Source organism: Pseudomonas sp. TWR2-1-1 (assembly GCF_049897045.1).
Taxonomy (GTDB): domain Bacteria; phylum Pseudomonadota; class Gammaproteobacteria; order Pseudomonadales; family Pseudomonadaceae; genus Aquipseudomonas; species Aquipseudomonas versuta.
Genome location: NZ_JAFCVM010000011.1, coordinates 1 through 15,632, shown reverse-complemented (window position 1 = coordinate 15,632; position 15,632 = coordinate 1). Strand labels below are relative to the sequence as shown.

At 61.0% G+C, this 15,632-nt stretch carries 15 protein-coding genes; 5 read left to right on the top strand and 10 right to left on the bottom strand.

The annotated features are described in order from the left end of the window. Window positions 1-17 precede the first annotated feature (17 nt). Window positions 18-1,115, top strand: coding sequence for a P1 family peptidase (locus ACP7BO_RS21815; RefSeq protein WP_426212729.1), 1,098 nt, complete (start codon window positions 18-20; stop codon window positions 1,113-1,115). A gap of 220 nt (window positions 1,116-1,335) precedes the next feature. Here ACP7BO_RS21815 and ACP7BO_RS21810 read toward each other — a convergent pair whose 3' ends face one another. Together ACP7BO_RS21810 and ACP7BO_RS21805 are read right to left on the bottom strand one after the other, a co-directional pair. Continuing rightward, the gene (locus tag ACP7BO_RS21810) at window positions 1,336-3,075 is read right to left on the bottom strand and encodes a dipeptidase (protein ID WP_426212727.1); all 1,740 of its coding nucleotides are present in this window, start codon (window positions 3,073-3,075) and stop codon (window positions 1,336-1,338) included. A gap of 202 nt (window positions 3,076-3,277) precedes the next feature. Further along, complete coding sequence (locus ACP7BO_RS21805) at window positions 3,278-4,066, bottom strand: response regulator transcription factor (RefSeq protein ID WP_397456500.1); 789 nt, start codon at window positions 4,064-4,066, stop codon at window positions 3,278-3,280. Window positions 4,067-4,158: 92 nt separating this feature from the next. On the opposite strand from ACP7BO_RS21805, the gene ACP7BO_RS21800 reads away from it, so the two are divergent. Both ACP7BO_RS21800 and ACP7BO_RS21795 read left to right on the top strand, forming a co-directional pair. After that, window positions 4,159-4,983, top strand: coding sequence for a carbon-nitrogen hydrolase family protein (locus tag ACP7BO_RS21800; protein ID WP_426212724.1), 825 nt, complete (start codon window positions 4,159-4,161; stop codon window positions 4,981-4,983). Continuing rightward, on the top strand, window positions 4,980-6,080 hold the full coding sequence (locus ACP7BO_RS21795) for a polyamine ABC transporter substrate-binding protein (RefSeq protein WP_426212722.1): 1,101 nt from the start codon (window positions 4,980-4,982) through the stop codon (window positions 6,078-6,080). The genes ACP7BO_RS21800 and ACP7BO_RS21795 overlap by 4 nt, the downstream gene beginning before the upstream one ends. 102 nt (window positions 6,081-6,182) lie before the next feature. Here the strand turns inward: ACP7BO_RS21795 and ACP7BO_RS21790 are convergent, their stop codons facing one another. Genes ACP7BO_RS21790 through nikA form a run of 5 tightly spaced genes read right to left on the bottom strand, consistent with a single transcriptional unit; the run spans window position 6,183 to window position 11,099 of the window. After that, entirely contained in the window at window positions 6,183-6,986 is an 804-nt protein-coding gene (locus ACP7BO_RS21790; RefSeq protein WP_426212720.1) for an ATP-binding cassette domain-containing protein, read from the bottom strand. After that, complete coding sequence (locus ACP7BO_RS21785) at window positions 6,983-7,756, bottom strand: ATP-binding cassette domain-containing protein (protein ID WP_426212718.1); 774 nt, start codon at window positions 7,754-7,756, stop codon at window positions 6,983-6,985. The genes ACP7BO_RS21790 and ACP7BO_RS21785 overlap by 4 nt, the downstream gene beginning before the upstream one ends. Next, window positions 7,753-8,598 (bottom strand): nickel ABC transporter permease subunit NikC, encoded by an 846-nt coding sequence (nikC, locus tag ACP7BO_RS21780; RefSeq protein ID WP_426212716.1) that lies wholly within the window; start codon window positions 8,596-8,598, stop codon window positions 7,753-7,755. The genes ACP7BO_RS21785 and nikC overlap by 4 nt, the downstream gene beginning before the upstream one ends. Continuing rightward, window positions 8,595-9,536, bottom strand: coding sequence for a nickel ABC transporter permease subunit NikB (gene nikB / locus ACP7BO_RS21775; RefSeq protein ID WP_397456503.1), 942 nt, complete (start codon window positions 9,534-9,536; stop codon window positions 8,595-8,597). Before nikB ends, nikC begins: the two co-directional genes overlap by 4 nt. Before the next feature lie 3 nt (window positions 9,537-9,539). Then, on the bottom strand, window positions 9,540-11,099 hold the full coding sequence (gene nikA, locus ACP7BO_RS21770) for a nickel ABC transporter substrate-binding protein (RefSeq protein ID WP_426212714.1): 1,560 nt from the start codon (window positions 11,097-11,099) through the stop codon (window positions 9,540-9,542). A 106-nt stretch (window positions 11,100-11,205) separates the two neighbouring features. On the opposite strand from nikA, the gene nikR reads away from it, so the two are divergent. Then, window positions 11,206-11,625: a nickel-responsive transcriptional regulator NikR gene (gene nikR, locus ACP7BO_RS21765; RefSeq protein ID WP_060691795.1), complete on the top strand. Its 420-nt coding sequence runs from the start codon at window positions 11,206-11,208 to the stop codon at window positions 11,623-11,625. On the opposite strand, the gene ACP7BO_RS21760 is transcribed toward nikR, so the two are convergent. Further along, window positions 11,616-11,777, bottom strand: coding sequence for a hypothetical protein (locus tag ACP7BO_RS21760; protein ID WP_426212712.1), 162 nt, complete (start codon window positions 11,775-11,777; stop codon window positions 11,616-11,618). The genes nikR and ACP7BO_RS21760 overlap by 10 nt on opposite strands. Further along, window positions 11,770-12,612 (bottom strand): SDR family oxidoreductase, encoded by an 843-nt coding sequence (locus ACP7BO_RS21755; RefSeq protein WP_426212710.1) that lies wholly within the window; start codon window positions 12,610-12,612, stop codon window positions 11,770-11,772. The genes ACP7BO_RS21760 and ACP7BO_RS21755 overlap by 8 nt, the downstream gene beginning before the upstream one ends. A 135-nt stretch (window positions 12,613-12,747) precedes the next feature. On the opposite strand from ACP7BO_RS21755, the gene ACP7BO_RS21750 reads away from it, so the two are divergent. Continuing rightward, window positions 12,748-13,779 (top strand): LacI family DNA-binding transcriptional regulator, encoded by a 1,032-nt coding sequence (locus ACP7BO_RS21750; protein ID WP_426212789.1) that lies wholly within the window; start codon window positions 12,748-12,750, stop codon window positions 13,777-13,779. A 106-nt stretch (window positions 13,780-13,885) separates the two neighbouring features. On the opposite strand, the gene ACP7BO_RS21745 is transcribed toward ACP7BO_RS21750, so the two are convergent. Further along, on the bottom strand, window positions 13,886-15,632 hold a 1,747-nt coding region (locus ACP7BO_RS21745), incomplete at its 5' end, for an RHS repeat-associated core domain-containing protein (protein WP_426212708.1).

Here is a 15,632-nt window from a genome sequence, read left to right as displayed (position 1 = left end):
ATAGCGAGAGCAGAACGATGCGTATCCGTGAGCTTGGCGTAACCATTGGCTCGGGCACCCCGGGCCTTTACAACGCAATCACCGATGTACCGGGTGTGCGGGTCGGGCATCACACGCTGAATGTCGAAACCGCCGAAACTTCCATCCATACCGGTGTCACCGTGATCGAGCCGCGTGCCGGTGCGGCGCATTTGCAGCCGTGTTTTGCCGGGGTCCATGTGTTGAACGGCAACGGTGACGCAACCGGTCTGGAGTGGATTCGCGAAGCCGGTTTGCTGACCACACCCATTGCCTATACCAACACCCACAGCGTCGGTGTGGTGCGCGATGCGCTGGTGGCCGCCGAACGTGAAATGGGCAAGAAGCATACGTATTGGTGCATGCCTGTGGTGCTGGAAACCTACGACGGCACCTTGAATGACATCTGGGGTCAGCACGTGCGCGCCGAGCATGTGCAACTGGCGCTGCAGGATGCAGCTTGCGGCCCTGTTCAGGAGGGCAATGTGGGTGGCGGTACGGGCATGATTTGCCACGAATTCAAAGGCGGTATTGGTACCTCTTCGCGGGTGCTGACGGCGGAGCAGGGTGGCTGGACCGTTGGCGCCCTGGTACAGGCCAACTACGGGGTGCGTGAAGCGCTGCGGGTGGCGGGGTATCCGGTCGGCAGAGTGCTGGATGATGTGCCGTCGCCGTTCAAGGGCGAGGTCAATGTCGGCGAGCCGGGCATGGGTTCGATCGTGATCACCATCGCGACCGATGCGCCTTTGTTGCCGCATCAATGCACCCGGCTGGCACAGCGGGCCAGTGTGGGGCTGGCACGTGTTGGCGGGGGCACCGAGGACTCCAGTGGCGATATATTCATTGCTTTTTCAGTGGGCAACAGCAATTTGCCGGCGGCCAATTTTGGACACCCCGGGGCACCGACTACCGGGTTGCAAATGGTCAATAACGATTACATCTCGCCGCTGTTCGTGGCTGCCGCAGACGCGGTGGAAGAGGCCATTCTCAATGCCATGCTGGCTGCCACAGACCTCAAGGGCTGTGCCAGCCAGGCGTTTTCACTCAAGCCCGAGCGCCTGCTTGGCGCCCTGGCCAAAGTAGGCTGGCAGCCCTGAGCCCCTCATAACCCCGTAGGAGCGAGCTTGCTCGCGAGCTTCTAAAGAATACCGCGCTCACTTGGTAATCAAGATGGGCTCGATAAAAAGCTCGCGAGCAAGCTCGCTCCTACAGAGGGGCGGGCAAGCCGGGGTGCACAGGAGTAAACCTGTGGGAGCCAGCTTGCTGGCGATGGTAGCGGCGCGCAGTGTCAGGCAAGCCAGCTCCCACAGAGGCGTGTCAGAGGTTAGGCAGCTGGCCGATGCGCGCCATCATTTCGGTCACGATCTGCAAGTCGAGCATGAACTGGTTCACTGTCTTGAACTCGTTGTCGTTGTGACCGGTGTATTTGACGCCCGGCATCGCCAGGCCGAATTGCACACCATTGGGCAGCTCATGGACCGAGGTTGCCCCCGAGGACGCGCCGAACTTGTGTTCCATGCCCAGGTTTTCGGTGGCCACCGCCAGCAGTGCCTTGACCCATTCGCCTTCAGGGTTGCGGTACATCGGCTCGGCAATGGAGGTCTCGAGGGTCAGCGGGATATGGTTGCTCTTGCTCCACTGCGTGAGTTTTTCGGTGATCTTGGCTTTTAGCGCCTCAGGGGATTCACCCTTGGGCACACGCAGGTTGACCGCGAGTTTGAAGCGGTTGTCGTCCATCCCGACATAGGTCAGAGATGTGGTCAGCGGCCCCATGAAGTCATCGGAGAAACCGATCCCCAACTTGCCACCCAGATAATCCAGGCCCCAGTTGTCGGCTGCATAACGGGCAGCGTCAGTGATGTGGTTGTGCTTGAGCGCAACCTGACCTTCGAGGCTGTTGATGAAGTCCAGCATGCGCGCCACCGGGTTCACCCCGGAGTCGGGTTTGGAGGAGTGGGCGGAAACACCGGTCACGGTCAGCACGACATCCTTGCCGACCACATTGGCGCTCACCTGGAAGTTGTCACCGTTGCGCTTGACGTATTCAGTGCCGGCTTTTTGCAGGCTGGCAGCCAGCTCGGCAGGCTTGTCAGTGACAAAGGTGGCGACTGATGTCGAGGGGATCTGGTTGGTGGCAAGGCCGCCGGTCAGCGAGGTGATTTCTGCGCCCTGGCCTTCAGCTTGGCGCCGTGCAAAGTTGGCCATCACCGTGCCGTAGCCTTTCTCGGCAATGACCACCGGGTAGCCGCCATCCAGCGCCAGGTTGTAGTTGGGCGTGGGGTTGCGTTCGAAGTAGTAAGGAATGGCGTCGCCGCTGGTTTCTTCTGTGGTGTCCACCAGCAGCTTGAAATTGCGCGCCAGTGGCAGATTTTCTTCCTTGATCACCTTCATCGCGTACAGCGTGACCACGATGCCGTTCTTGTCATCTTCGGTGCCGCGCCCGTACATGCGGTCGCCGATCAGGGTGACTTTGAACGGGTCAAGCCGGGTGCCGTCTTTCAACACCCAATTCTGCGGGCTCACGGGCACTACGTCGGCATGGGCGTGGATACCTACCACTTCATCGCCTTTGCCTTCGAGGGAAATCTCGTAGACCCGGCCATCAACGTTGCGATAGTTGAGGTTGAAGGCCTTGGCCAGGTCCCTGATCTTGTCGCCGATCTTGATGAATTCCGGGTTTTTGTGGGTGGGTACGCCCTCCACGTTTACCGTTGGAATGGCCACCAGTTCGATCAGGGTCTGGGTGGCTGCACTGCCGTACTTGATCCGCGTATACAGACCCAGCAGGCGATAGATCTCGTTCTGCTGGTCGGTGGTCAGGGTTTTGTTGTCGAGAAAGGCATTGATCGCAGGTCCCAGGTCATCGGTTTTAGCCAGATCGCTCTTGGCCAGGCTACTCAGGAACTGCCTGAAATCCGTAACCGATTTATCACTGAAGGACTTGAGAATGATCTCGCTCTGTTGCGGGGTGATATTGGCCAGAGCTGGCGCAGTGAACGCTGTGAGGCTGGCCATCATCAGGGTTGCTGCGGCCAGTTGCTTGAGTGAAAAATCCATTGTGCAAGGCATTCCTTTGCAGGTGTGTGAGAGTCAGAAGCGGATGAATGTAACAAAACATCTCGCCGAGTTGGCGGAAAAATATGTTGGGTGGATGGCCACCTGTAGTCGCTGCCGAAGGCTGCGATCTGGCGCGCAGCGCCAGCATCGACATGCTGGCTCAGGCTTTGCCCGCTGCAGGCATCGCGAGGCAAGCTCGCTCCTACAGTGATTCCTGCGCCTGCAAGAACAGGGAAAACAGTTCCGACTGGGACTTGATCCCCAGCTTGGCGTACATGTGTTTGCGATGCACTTTCACGGTCTCGGCAGAGATAGCCAGTTTGCGGGCGATCTCCTTGTTCGAGCAGCCACTGAGCAACAGCCGTCCCACCTCCATCTCCCGGGCAGTCAGGGGCGAGCTCAACTGCGCAGTGGCTGCTTCCAGGCGGTCCTGCCAGTTGGGCGCAAGCTCCGGCGCCTCACCGGGTTCGCGTTCAAACAGCAGGCGTTGCCGCATCAGCGCCGCGACCCACGGCCGTACCAGCCCCAGCAGGGCGGTCTGCTCCAGGCTGAACCGGCGCTGACTGCCCAGGGACAGGCTCAGGGTGCGCTCGTTGTCCAGTTGCAGGTTGATATGTACTTCGTCGGTGACGATGTTGAGGCGGAAATAACGCTGGTAGTAGTCGGTCTGCTCAAAGCATTCCGGGGCCACGTCCTGCAGGCGGAACAACCCGCTTTGCAGAGACTCGCGGTTGGCGATGTAGAACGGGTCCAGCAGGTACAGGCCCTTGAGGTAGTCCTGGAACAGCGGGTCCACAGCACCGTCTTCACCGGGGGATTCGGCCAGCACCCGGGGCTTGCCGGCGCCGTAAATCAGCACCACCCAGTTGTCCACGGGCACGTAGTTGGCAAGTAAGCGCACCAGCGCGGTCCAGAAATTGGGACGGTCGAGGGTTTCGATAATGCGGCCCATCGCGTCATGCCAGGCCACATCCTGCAGTGTCAGACTCATCTTTCTACCTAGTGGGGGTTACCCCATCGATGTCATTTATTGGCGCGATAGCGCGTTCCATACTCGGCTCATCCCCCGTGCAAGGATCAGAGATGAAGATTGAACTGATGCAACTGGCAGGCCGTGATGGCGACACCGCTTATAACCTGACGCGTACCCTCAATGCCATCGCCACTTGTGATGCCGACACCGAGCTGCTGGTGTTCCCCGAGACGCATCTGAGCGGCTTTGTCGGCGCCGGTGAGCTGGCGCGCGTGGCTGAACCCTTGCATGGCCCGAGCCTGCAAAAGGTCTTGCAGGCCGTGCGCGAACGCGATGTTTCGGTGGTTGTGGGCATAGCCGAAAAGCACGACGGTGTTTACTACAACACCTCGGTGCTGGTGACCCCCGAGGGCATTGCGCTGGCTTATCGCAAGACGCACCTGTGGCCAACCGAACGCGGGGATTTTTGCCCCGGCGATCGTTTTGCCACGGTGTCATGGCGCGGGATTCGCATCGGCCTGCTGATTTGCTACGACATCGAATTTCCGGAAACCAGCCGTGCGCTGGCACAACTGGGGGTTGATCTGATTATCGTCACCAACGGCAACATGGACCCCTACGGTCCGGTACATCGTACTGCGATCATGGCGCGGGCCCAGGAGAACCAGGCCTTTGCCGTGATGGTCAATCGCGTCGGGGCAGGGGATGACGGTCTGGTATTTGCCGGCGCCAGTACAGTGGTCGATCCGTTTGGCCGGGTGCTGTTTGAGGCCGGGCGCGAAGAGCTGCGTCAGGGGGTGGCGCTGGAGCTGGATCAGCTCAAGGCTGCCCGCCGTGATTACGACTATCTCCAGGACCGCCGTCTGTTGCTTGCCGGCGAACAGATCAACCACGCAGACGGGCGCCGCGAGCTGTTGACTGGAGTCGCAGGATGAAGACCAAGTGCAGCGTTAAATGGGCCCTGGCGACTTTGTTGAGTGTGGGGCTGGCCCAGGTGCAGGCGGCTGATACCCGGGTGCATGTCTACAACTGGTACGACTTTATCGCCCCGGATGCGATGAAGAATTTCCAGGCCCAAACCGGCATCGGATCGGTGTATGACGTGTTCGACAGCAGCGATGTCATGCAGAGCAAACTCATGGTGGGGGGCAGCGGTTACGACGTGGTGGTTGCCAGCAACGATGTGCTGCCCAACCTGATAAAAGCCGGGGTGCTGCAGGCGCTGGACCGCTCGCAGTTGCCCAACCTGCCACACCTTGACCCGGCCATCCTGGCGAAGATGCAAAACAATGACCCCGGCAACCGCTATGCGGTGCCGTATCTGTGGGGCACCACGGGCATTGGTTATGACGCGGACAAGGTCAGGGCGATTCTCGGACCTGACGCTGCGGTTGATTCCTGGGACCTGATCTTCAAGGAAGAAAACATCAGCAAACTGAGCCAGTGCGGCGTGGCCATGCTCGATGCCTCCGGCGATATTATTTCCATTGCCCTGCATTACCTTGGCCTGCCTCAAAACAGCAGTAACCCCCAGGATTACCAGAAGGCCGAGACATTGTTGCTCAAGGTGCGGCCGTATATTCGCTACTTTGACTCGTCCCGGTTTATCACCGACCTGGCCAATGGCAATGTCTGCGTGGTGGTGGGTTGGGCAGGCGGGGTGCAGGACGCGAAGACCGCGTCGCAAGTGGCTGGCAATGGTCGCACCATTCGCTACAGCATCCCTCGCGAAGGGGCGCCGATCTGGATCGAGAACATGGTGTTGCTCAATGATGCGCCCAACCCGCAACAAGGGCTGGCGTTTATCAATTACATGCTGCGCCCCGAAGTGATCGCACAGACCTCTAACCACCTCAAATACCCCAATGGCAACCTGGATGCCAAGGAGCTGGTGGACAAAAACATTCGCGATGACACTGATATTTACCCGACCGAGGCGGTGATGGCGACCTTGTTCCCGCTGCAGCCCCTTGCACTCAAACTGGAGCGTATCCGCACCCGGTTATGGAGCAAGGTGAAAAGCGGGACCTGAGCGCCAGCCTGTAGTCGCTGACGAGGAAGGAGGCTGCGATGGGCTGCGCAGCAGACCCGCAGGTTTAAGGCCCTGCGCTCCTTATCGCAGCCTCGTCAGCCACTACGCGCCGACCGTGCGTGCGGTGACCTGCCGGGCTCTGGGCATTGCCGGCAGTACGGCTTCTTGCAGGGTGCGCGCCTCGGGATGCTCAAAGTGCATCCCTGGTGTCACTTCCCGGTCCTCCACCAGCATGCCGTCAGCCAATACCACTACCCGCTGGCAAAAGCGCCGGACCAGGCTCAGATCATGGGTGATCAGCAAGAACCCGGTCCCGGATTCGCGCCGCACTTCTGTGAGCAAGTCGAGAATTTGCACCTGCAGCACCCGGTCAAGGTTGGACAGTGCTTCGTCGAGAATTATCAACTGCGGGCCAACCGCCATGGCTCTGGCGATCCCGGCTCTTTGCAGTTGTCCGCCACTGAGTTGCGCGGGCAGTTTGTCGATGTCACCCGGCTCGAGTTTGACCTGCTGCAACAGTTGCCCGACCCGGGCCTGGCACGCCTCGCTGTCCATGCCTGACAGGTGGCGCAACGGTTCGGCGATGCTCCAGCCAATGCTGCGCTGGGGGTTGAAGGCACTGAGGGCATCCTGAAAGACCATCTGCACCTTTTGCAAAAATTGCGGGCTGGTGCCCTGCAAGGCCTGGCCGTTGAAGTGGATGCTGCCCTGGTCGGGTGTTTCCAGGCCCATCAGCAGGCGGGCGAGGGTGCTTTTGCCGCTGCCGCTGCCCCCCAGCAGACCCAGGCTCTGGCCCTCGGGCAGGTCCAGATTCAGTTGGTTGAGCACCTGGACCCGATGCCGTTTACTGAACATTCCACCAGCGGTGTAGCCGTGGCTGAGGTTGCGTACCTGGATAAAACTCATGCTGGGCAGTTCTCCATCGTCAACGAGTGGTGCGCGGCAAGCAGAGTGCGCGCCTCCTGGCTCTGTGGGGCATGGAACAGGGTATGCACATCGGCCTGCTCGACAATCCGGCCGTGGGCCATCACCGTTACCTGATCGGCGCAGCGGGCCACGACCCCCATGTCATGGGTGATCAGCAGCACCCCGAGATGACGCTGTGCAACCAGTCGTTCAAGCAGGTCCAGAAAGCGCGCCTGCGCCACTACGTCGAGATCGCTGGTGGGTTCGTCGGCCAGCAGGAAGCGGCTGTCGGCGAGCAGCGCGAGGGCAATCATCATCCGTTGCAACATGCCGCCGCTGAGCTGGAAGGCAAATGAGTCGAGCACTCGCTGGCCGTCAAACAGGCCGACCTCGAGCAGGGTGGCGTGGATCAGTCGCTCGGCTTCGGCTCCCTGTATGGATCGCGCCTGCAGGGTTTCCAGAGCGTGCTGGCGCAGGGAGCGGACCGGGTTGAAAGCACTGCGCGGGTTTTGCAGCACCAGTGCCACTTCACGTCCGCGCAGGCTGGCGGCCTCTACCTTTTGCCCGTCCAGCAACAGGCTGGCGCCGCTGCTGTGCACGCCGGGCGGCAGCAGGTCGAGGATGCCAAGGCAGGTCAGGGATTTGCCCGAGCCGCTGGCCCCGACCAGGGCATGTACCTCGCCGGCCTTGAGGGTCAGGTTGGCCCTGTCGACCAGGGTACGTTGCCGGTGCTTGAGAGTTAGATCGCGTATTGCCAGGGTATGTTTCATTCCTTGATCTCCGCCAGCACGCTGGGGTCAAGCTGGTCGCGCAGTGCGTCGCCCAGCAGGTTGAAGGCCATGACCGAGATGAAAATCATCAGCCCGGGCCACAGCAATAGCTGCGGCTGGGTCCAGATAAATTCTTTGGCATCGTTGATCATCACGCCCCATTCGGGAGTCGGCGGGCTGACGCCCAGCCCCAGGAAGGACAGGCCCGAGACGTGCAGCATCATGTGGCCGATATCCATCGAGGCCAGGACCAGCAATTGCCCTACGACGTTGGGCATTACGTGCTGGCGCAGGCGGGTGAGGCGCGAGGCCCCGGCCAGCCGTGAAGCCAGTACATAGTCGCGGTTACGCTGGGCCAGCACCATGCCGCGCACCATGCGTGCATACCAGGCCCAGTGCGACAGGGCGATGGCAATGATCACGTTGGTCAGGCCGGTGCCCAGCAGCGCAATCAGGAAGAACGCCAGCACCAGCGTCGGGAAGGTCAGGAACATGTCGCACAGGCGCATCAGGAGCATGTCGACCTTGCCGCCGACAATCCCGGCAATCCCGCCAATCACCACGCCCATGATCAGTACCAGGCCCAGCACCAGAACCACGCTGCCCAACGACAGCTGCGTGCCGACGATCAAGCGTGACAGCACGTCGCGCCCCAGATGGTCGGTGCCCAGCCAATGGCTGGCGCTGGCGGGCAACAGGCGCTGATCCAGACTCACCAGTGTCGAGTCGTAAGGGGCAATCCAGGGCCCGAACAGCGCCATCAACAACAGCAGGCCGACCAGTAGATAGCCGACCCGCATCCCGTGTTTCTTGCCGGTGAAGGCCATGGCTGACGTGCTCATGCCATCACCCCCGACAGACGCGTACGTGGATCGAGCCAGGCGTAGCAGATGTCCACCACCAGGTTGCACAGCACCAGCAGAGTGGTGAGCAGCAGGGTGAAGCACTGCATCACCGGGAAATCGCGGTTGAGCACGGCACTGACCGCAAAGCGCCCGACGCCGGGCCAGGCGAAGATGGTTTCGATCACTAATGCCCCTCCCAACAGTTCGCCGATATGCATGCCGGTGGCGGTCACCAGCGGCATCCAGGCATTGCGCAGGATATGGTCGCGCCACACCCGTCGTTCGCTCAGGCCACGGGCCCGGGCGTAGAACACATGCCGGTGCTGGCGCACATCGAGCAGGCTGGCGCGCAGCAGGCGGGCGTTGATCGACATCGACATCAGGGCGATGGCCAGGACTGGCATCAGCAAGTGCTGCGGCCCGCCACGCCCCATCGGCGGCAACCAGCCCAGCCACAGGGAGAACAGGGCGATCAGCAAAAAGGCCAGCCAGAAGTTGGGCATCGAGACGCCGATAAAGGTGATGAAACGCACCACCTGATCCGGCCAGCGGCCTTTCCAGCGCGCGGCGGCCAGGCCCAGCGGGATGCTCATGACCAAGGTGGTGAGCAGCGCCAGGCCACCCAGTTGCAGAGTGGCCGGCAGGTAATACAGCAGGTCATCCAGTACCGGGCGGCCGGTGATGTAGGAGGTGCCGAAATCCAGATGCAGGGCATTCCACAGCCAGCTGATGTATTGCTCGGGCAGAGGGCGATCCAGCCCCAAAGCCTGGCGTGCCTCTGCCAGGGCGATGTCGGTCGGCGGGATCTGCGACAGGCGCAGATAGTCCAGGGCCGGGTCGCCATTGCCCAGGTGCAGGAGGATGAACACGATCAGCGACACCCCCAGCAGCACCGGGATCAGCAGTACCAGACGCAAAATGATATAGCGCAGCATGGCTCAGGGCTTCCCGGTGGCTGGGTGCATGACTTCAAACGGCACATCGAACAACGTGCTGCCGAACTGAACGTTACCCACATTGTTGCGGCTGACGCTGATGGCGGTCAGATAGGAGATCGGCAAATACACCGCCTGATCGTGCAAGGTGGTGAGGATCTCGCGGTAGCCCTCGGCCCGCTGTTGCTCGTCGGTCTGGCCCAGCACTTCGGCGATCTTGTGGTCGATGGCATCCTTCATCGGCAGGCCGCGCTGGGCCATGTAGTCAGCGTGCCCGGCATAGCGCATGGAGCTGACAAAGGAGTGCGGGTCGTAAGGCGCGCCCCAGGTGTCGGCGAAGATCATGCCGAAGCGGCCCTCACGTTGACGCTGTACCAGCGCGCCGTCTTCCTCGGCCCGCAACTTGATCTCGATCCCGACCTTGGCCAGTTCGCCCTGAATGATTTCGGCCAGGCTTTTTTGCAGGGCACTGGTGCCCAGAAACACCAGTTCGATGCTCAGGGGCTGGCCGTCTTTTTCGCGTATGCCTTTGCCTGAAACCGTTTTCCAGCCGGCGGCCTCGAGGGTTGTGCGCGCCTGTTGCGGGTCGTAGGGGGCGGCCTTGAGGCCAAGGTCGGTGTACGGCATGTTGTTGGAAAACAGGGCGTCGGCTCGCGGCTCCAGACCGTGCAGGATCTTGGCGATAATGGTGTCCTTGTCCACGGCCTGGTTGATCGCCTGGCGCACCGCCAGTTCGTTGGTGGGGGCCAGGCCGGTGTTCATCGCCACCGAGCGGGTGGCCAGTGGCGCGGAAATCGCGGTGTTGAAACCTGAGTCGCGCAGACGCACAAAGGTCCCGGGAGATATTTCGCCTTCAGCGCCCTGAATCAGATCCAGCTCGCCGGTCTGCAAGGCAATGGCGCGGCTGTCGGGGTCGGAGATGACTTTCACCAGCACCGAGCCGTAAGCCGGTTTTGGCCCCCAGTAGCGCTCGTTACGCTCGAAACGGTCGTATTCGCCGCGCCGGGTTTGCGCCAGGGTCCAGGGCCCGGTGCCCACCGGAGTACCCGGCTTGGCGTGCGGCGCGCCAAAACGCAGCGGGCGCACTTGCGCCAGCTCCATCAGGGTCGGGTAGTAAGGGTGTTTGAGCTTGAGCACCAGGGTGTGCTCGTCCGGTGCCTCGACACTTTCCAGAGTGGAGACCAGTTCCATCCACTGATGGCGCTTGCCGTTGGCCAGTACAGCGTCCAGATTGGCTTTGGCGGCGGCCGCATTGAACGGGCTGCCATCGCTGAAGGTCACGCCTTCACGCAGGGTAAAGGTGTAGGTCTTGCCGTCCGGCGATACGGTCCACCGGGTCGCGAGCCAGGGTTCGAGGGTGCCTTTGTCGGTGTAACGCACCAGGGGTTCATAAACCATGGACTGGGCGTACATCTGGTTCGGCGAGTAGCCACGGGGGTCAAGCGGCCCGGCGTTGGTGGGCCACGAATAGGTGAGAACAGGGGCCGGCTCTGCGGCTGATACGCTGCTGATGCCAGCACTCAGGCAGGCTCCAAACATCCATATGGCAAGTTGTTTTTTCATCCATGACTGCTCCACACTGCGTCTCCCTCGGGTTGATGGCCGCTGGCCTGTCCACTCATTGGGTATGAAGTCTATGTCAAAAGATCATAACTGCGAGGCCAATTAGATGCAGAGGGTCACCATCACGCTGGACGATGCCTTGTTGACTGCGATTGACCAGCGGGTTGGCACCCACGGTTATCAGGGGCGCTCCGAAGCCATCCGCGACTTATTGCGCGCCGGGTTGCTGGAGCCGCAAAACTGCAACCCGCAGGATCCCTGTGTGGCCACCTTGAGTTATGTCTACGATCACGGCACCCGGGAACTGTCCAAACGGCTGAACACAGCCTTCCATGAGCACCATGACCTGACCCTGTCGACGCTGCATGTGCATCTGGATCAGGGCAAGTGCATGGAAGTGTCGGTGCTCAAGGGCAGCATTGCCGAAGTTTCGGAACTGACGCGGCACATCATGGCCGAACGCGGGGTCCGGCATGGCAACGCGCAGATCATTCCGCTGGGAGAAATTGAGGGCGATCAGGCCTGACGCTTGCTGCGCATCAGGCTGATCTGTTGCGCACACGCTTCATGCGAGCAGCCTTGATTCTGGGCCTGCAGCATCAACTGCTGCCCGGTCTGCGCTGCCAGACCGTGAAGCGGCGGGTCGGTATCGAGAAGTGCTCGGTGCCGGTCATGCATCACCCACTGCCAAAGGGGCGTCCGGGCGCGGGGTCGAGCCGTCACCACAGCCCATCACCCCTTGCTCCAGGTCAATCACTGAGCCGGTCATCATCCCCGACTCAGCGGAGAGCAAAAAGGCCACGCTGCGGGCGACTTCTTCAGGCTTGAGCAGGCGCCCGAACGGCATCGACTGTTCCACCTCGGCCAGCCAGCCATCCTGTGCGCCGTGGTATTGGCGCTGGATCTGGTCTTCGTGGGGCGTGTCCATCCAGCCGATGTTCAGGCCGTTGACCCGAATCCGGTTGCGCAGGGTGCTGAAGGCCACGTTTTTGGTGAGGATCGCGAGTGCGCCCTTGGAAGTTGAGTAAGCCGAGAGAAACGACTGGCCGCCATGGCCGCTGACGCTCTGGATATTGACGATGGCGCCTTCCACACCCTGGCGGATCATCAATTTGATGGCTTCTTGCATCAGGAAAAACGGTGCCCGCACATTGACCGCGAAGATGCGGTCGAAGAGCTCTGGCGAGGTGTCGAGAATGCTCCCGCGATCGGACATGCCCGCGCAGTTGACCAGCCCGTGCAAGGTGCCGAAATGCTCGCGGGCGGCATCGATGACGGCGCGGCAATCTTCGACGCGCTCCATGTCGGCCTCGACAAAAAAGGCCTGGCAGTCGAGTTGTGCCAGCTGGCGCACCTGCTCGGCGCCTTTGTCGCGGCTGCGCCCGCAGATAATCATCCCGGCTGCGCCGCGCCTCGCCAGGGTGTGTGCAACGGCTGCGCCAAGGCCTTGAGTACTGCCGGTAACGACAAAAAAACGGCCTGCGAACTGAGTGGAAAAATCGGCTTCAGACATGAAGGGCTCCTGCGGTTTTTATTGTTTTCGAGATCGTCGGGTGACACCTCGTGAAACCGAGACTAGCATCAGCCAAGCCTCAGAACTGGCCGAAAAGACCTCATAAAAACCTCAAGAAAAAGGTCCGTGATCATCATGCTCAGCCGTGCCAAGCGTTTCTCGATCAAGCAAATTGCCACTCAGGCCGGGGTCAGCAAAGCCACGGTCGACCGGGTGCTGCACCAGCGCGGCAGTTTTCATCAGCAGACCAGCAGGCGTATCGAGCAGGCCCTGGGCGAGCTTGAAGCGCAGGAAAAAAACGGCCTGGCGATGGGCCGCACTTTTTATGTCGACGTCATCCTGCACACCCCGGAGCGCTTCAGTAAGGCGGTTAAAGAAGCCATGACGGCGCAGTTGGGCAGCATGGCGCCGTTTCGCATTTCGCCGCGTTTTCATCTGTTCGAAGAGATCGACCCGCAGGCCATGCACGACCTGATCCGGCGTTGTGCTGAAAAGGGCAGCCAGGGGGTTGTGCTCAAAGCGGCCGATGAGCCGCCGATCAACCTGGCGGTCAACCGGTTGGTGGCGGCCGGGATACCGGTGGTGACCCTGGCTACGGACTTGCCGCAGAGCAATCGGATTGCCTATGTCGGTATGGACAACCGCAACGCCGGGCAAACCGCGGCGTATTTGCTGTCACGCTGGCTGGGTGCGGCGGCGCAAGAGGTTGCGGTGGTCATCAGCAGCGAGCGCTTTCGTGGCGAGGAAGAGCGCGAAATGGGCTTTCGCATGTGGCTGCGCGGGCGGGCGCCGCACTTGCGGGTGCTCGACATCAGCGAAGGGCTTGGGGTCTACGGGCCGACCTTTGCCCGCGTGACCCAGGCCCTGGAACAGCACCCGGGCGTGAAGGCGGTGTATAGCGTGGGGGGCGGAAACCGGGCGATTGTCGATGCTTTTGCGGCCCTTGGGCGACCGCTGGAAGTGTTCATCGGGCATGATCTGGATGAAGAAAACCGGCAGTTGCTGGTCGAAGAAAAAATGGCCGCGATCATTGATCACAATCTGCAGGTCGATGCCCGGCAGGTGTTTTTGCACATCCTGCAGTTTCACCGGGTATACCAAGCCGGCCCGGTCATGCCGTCACAGGTGCAGATCGTGACGCCGTTCAATTTGCCGCAGGCGGTCTGATGTGGCGCGCAGATGCGTATCTGCGGCCTTGAACCCTGACGTTCATGCCTGTGTAAGCGCGTGGAGCATCAAGTGTTGGGCCAAGCGTAACTTGGCCCAACAGAGGCTACATCCGGCGGAAGTCGATCATGAAGTGATTAAACCAAGTGTTGTTATTTGCGGAGCTGAGTCCTTGCAACCAACTACGATCCCACGTCGTGTAGGTATATGGATAAGGCATGTTCATCAGCTCTGGCGAGTTCCATGCCATATTCCAGGCACTCCCATTGTAGGATCCGGCCATGACCTCGGGTGACGTGATCATCAACGAATTAGCATCAATCCCCGCTGCGTTTAAACTGGAAGGAAGGTAAGTCGGGTGATGATTTGAGGCAATCATTCGGACCTCATTCACATAATCCGGATTATTGGCAAAAAACGGAATGGGTTGCGGGTTTATTGCGCTCGTCGGCACGGTTACCGAAGGGACATTGTTGGCAGGTAATCGTAACGGCACGGGATTAGATGCTGCATAACTTCTGGCGGCATTAAACGTACGAGAATCAACGATTGCGTGGCGATTGATCGCGCCAATAACATTTCTCATGGGGCCATCCGGGTTCATTCCTCGAGTCGCCTGCCAAAGTTCAACATGATCGCTAGCACGTGATGCTTGCGTTTGAAGGCTCAAAGGATTGAATGCGCGACCGCCTCCTGGAACACCCCCGGCATGTTGCAGCCTGCCCTGCAACGAGCCCACGCCCATGCCGAATGCTTTGACCTTTTTGGCAGCGGCACTGGCAATCGACGGCGCCGCCGATGCCAGGCCCGTGGCCATGCCCACATAGCCCAGAATCCGCCCTGCGTTTTCATTGCCGCTGGTCAGCAAGACTATGGAGGCGACGTCTGCGGCCAGCGACACCACACTCAGGGTCGCGGTGGTCACCGCCGCCACATAGCTGGCGGTCAGGGCCGCAGCTGGCGCGGCCAGAGCGCCCAGCGATGCCACGGTGCCGATCATGCCCAGCACGAGCCCCGCTGCCGGTAACAGCCAGTCGGTCCACGCATGGCCCGACGGGTCGATGCGGTTCACCGGGTCGCCGGCGCAGTAGGCATAGCCATTAAGACCGCCTTCCCCGAAAGGGCTGAGGCTGTCACGGCTGTGAAAACGCATCAGCACCGGGTTGTAGATCCGGTAGTCGCCGAGGAAATACCAGCCGGTGTCTTGTTCACGCAAGGCTCCGGCATAGCCCAATCGGCTGGCTCCGGGTTCGGTTGTGCTCTGGCCGTAGGCGCCGTAGACCGGGGTCTGGATTTGGTCTTTGGCTTGCGTGGTTATGGAGCCCTGGGCATCCGTGCCCAGCAGCATGACTTCGCGCACAGCCGAGGCCAGTCGGCTCTCGGCAACCGGCACCGCTCCGGCACGGACCCAGCGGGTTTGGGTGGTTTCACCCACCTCACAACTGAGCTGGCCTGAGGTGTGGTAGCGCCAACGCGGACCCGCTGCGTCCTCGGTCTTGATGATCTTGCCGCCCGGGCCATAGTGCCAACGACGCTGGCCTGTAGGCAGAGTTACCCCTATGAGTCGGCCTAGGGCGTCGTAGTGCAGCGGATTGCCGCGCTCGTCGCGTTTGAGATTGCCCAGAGCGTCGTACTCCAGGGTTACTGGTGCCGGGTAATCGGGGCGGCTGTGGCTGATGTGTATTAGCTGGGTAAGGTCGGCGGGGTTGTAGCCAAACAGCGTGACGTTGTTGGCGCTGCCGTCGGCAAATACCGTTTCGAGGCGGCGCACGTTGTCGAGGGCGTCGTACTGGAAATGCTGCTCGCGGTAGCTGCGACCGTGGGCGTCTTCTGGTAACGATGGGCCTGTAAGG

What these genes read in the sequence shown, in the direction of transcription:
- ACP7BO_RS21815 (WP_426212729.1), top strand. Translation starts at nt 18, where the DNA reads ATGCGTATCCGTGAGCTTGGCGTAACCATTGGCTCGGGCACCCCGGGC.
- ACP7BO_RS21810 (WP_426212727.1), bottom strand. Translation starts at nt 3,075, where the DNA reads ATGGATTTTTCACTCAAGCAACTGGCCGCAGCAACCCTGATGATGGCC.
- ACP7BO_RS21805 (WP_397456500.1), bottom strand. Translation starts at nt 4,066, where the DNA reads ATGAGTCTGACACTGCAGGATGTGGCCTGGCATGACGCGATGGGCCGC.
- ACP7BO_RS21800 (WP_426212724.1), top strand. Translation starts at nt 4,159, where the DNA reads ATGAAGATTGAACTGATGCAACTGGCAGGCCGTGATGGCGACACCGCT.
- ACP7BO_RS21795 (WP_426212722.1), top strand. Translation starts at nt 4,980, where the DNA reads ATGAAGACCAAGTGCAGCGTTAAATGGGCCCTGGCGACTTTGTTGAGT.
- ACP7BO_RS21790 (WP_426212720.1), bottom strand. Translation starts at nt 6,986, where the DNA reads ATGAGTTTTATCCAGGTACGCAACCTCAGCCACGGCTACACCGCTGGT.
- ACP7BO_RS21785 (WP_426212718.1), bottom strand. Translation starts at nt 7,756, where the DNA reads ATGAAACATACCCTGGCAATACGCGATCTAACTCTCAAGCACCGGCAA.
- nikC (WP_426212716.1), bottom strand. Translation starts at nt 8,598, where the DNA reads ATGAGCACGTCAGCCATGGCCTTCACCGGCAAGAAACACGGGATGCGG.
- nikB (WP_397456503.1), bottom strand. Translation starts at nt 9,536, where the DNA reads ATGCTGCGCTATATCATTTTGCGTCTGGTACTGCTGATCCCGGTGCTG.
- nikA (WP_426212714.1), bottom strand. Translation starts at nt 11,099, where the DNA reads ATGAAAAAACAACTTGCCATATGGATGTTTGGAGCCTGCCTGAGTGCT.
- nikR (WP_060691795.1), top strand. Translation starts at nt 11,206, where the DNA reads ATGCAGAGGGTCACCATCACGCTGGACGATGCCTTGTTGACTGCGATT.
- ACP7BO_RS21760 (WP_426212712.1), bottom strand. Translation starts at nt 11,777, where the DNA reads ATGCATGACCGGCACCGAGCACTTCTCGATACCGACCCGCCGCTTCAC.
- ACP7BO_RS21755 (WP_426212710.1), bottom strand. Translation starts at nt 12,612, where the DNA reads ATGTCTGAAGCCGATTTTTCCACTCAGTTCGCAGGCCGTTTTTTTGTC.
- ACP7BO_RS21750 (WP_426212789.1), top strand. Translation starts at nt 12,748, where the DNA reads ATGCTCAGCCGTGCCAAGCGTTTCTCGATCAAGCAAATTGCCACTCAG.